This is a genomic window from Micromonospora sp. B11E3 (assembly GCF_039871625.1).
Taxonomy (GTDB): domain Bacteria; phylum Actinomycetota; class Actinomycetes; order Mycobacteriales; family Micromonosporaceae; genus Micromonospora.
In genome coordinates, this window is sequence record NZ_JBDPMC010000252.1 from 1 (window position 1) to 602 (window position 602).

At 63.6% G+C, this 602-nt stretch carries 1 pseudogene; it reads right to left on the reverse strand.

The window, feature by feature from the left end:
* Positions 1-244, reverse strand: a pseudogene (locus ABGB16_RS33940) (reverse transcriptase); the annotation flags it as partial.
* Positions 245-602: the final 358 nt, after the last annotated feature.

A 602-nucleotide genomic window follows, 5' to 3' on the forward strand; every position in this document is an offset into this window, starting at 1 on the left:
CGGGGGCGAACCGGTAGCGCTCGTGACGCATCGCCGCGATGATGCGACCGATCTTCGCCTGGGACATGCCGTCCACGGTCTCCTGCGTGACCCCGGGCGTCATCGCGCCGTGGTTGGCGTAGATACGCCCGTAGGCCAGCAGATACAGTTCTGGGTTGAACAGTTGTCGATACAGTTCGTCAAGCGGCAGGCTACGCCTGCCGCGCTCACGCAGGACACCCAGCACCGTTGCGGCGCTCTGCATTACGCATACCTCCCGATCTGGTGGTGTCCCATCACCTGGCCTCCTTCGCCCGTGTAGACGGCTTTCCCGTCCTCCCTGGCCGGGCGTTAATCCGGCGACTACTACGAGGCCTCCGTCGCCATAGGACTCGCGTCCGGTAGGCGGTCCCGCGTTCGTCCCTGTCGTACGTAGCAGCGTGACGTAGGCGCCCCACTCATCTCCTTCAACACCCTCGCTGGGCGTCGCCCCGCACTCTGGAGGTTGCGTCAGCCGACACTTCGATTCCGACGCAGAGCACGGCACCGGTTTCAGAGGTCTTTCCGGTGGATGGGAACTTGCATCGACTGGAGATTAGGATTCAGGCAATCCAGCTTTCGCC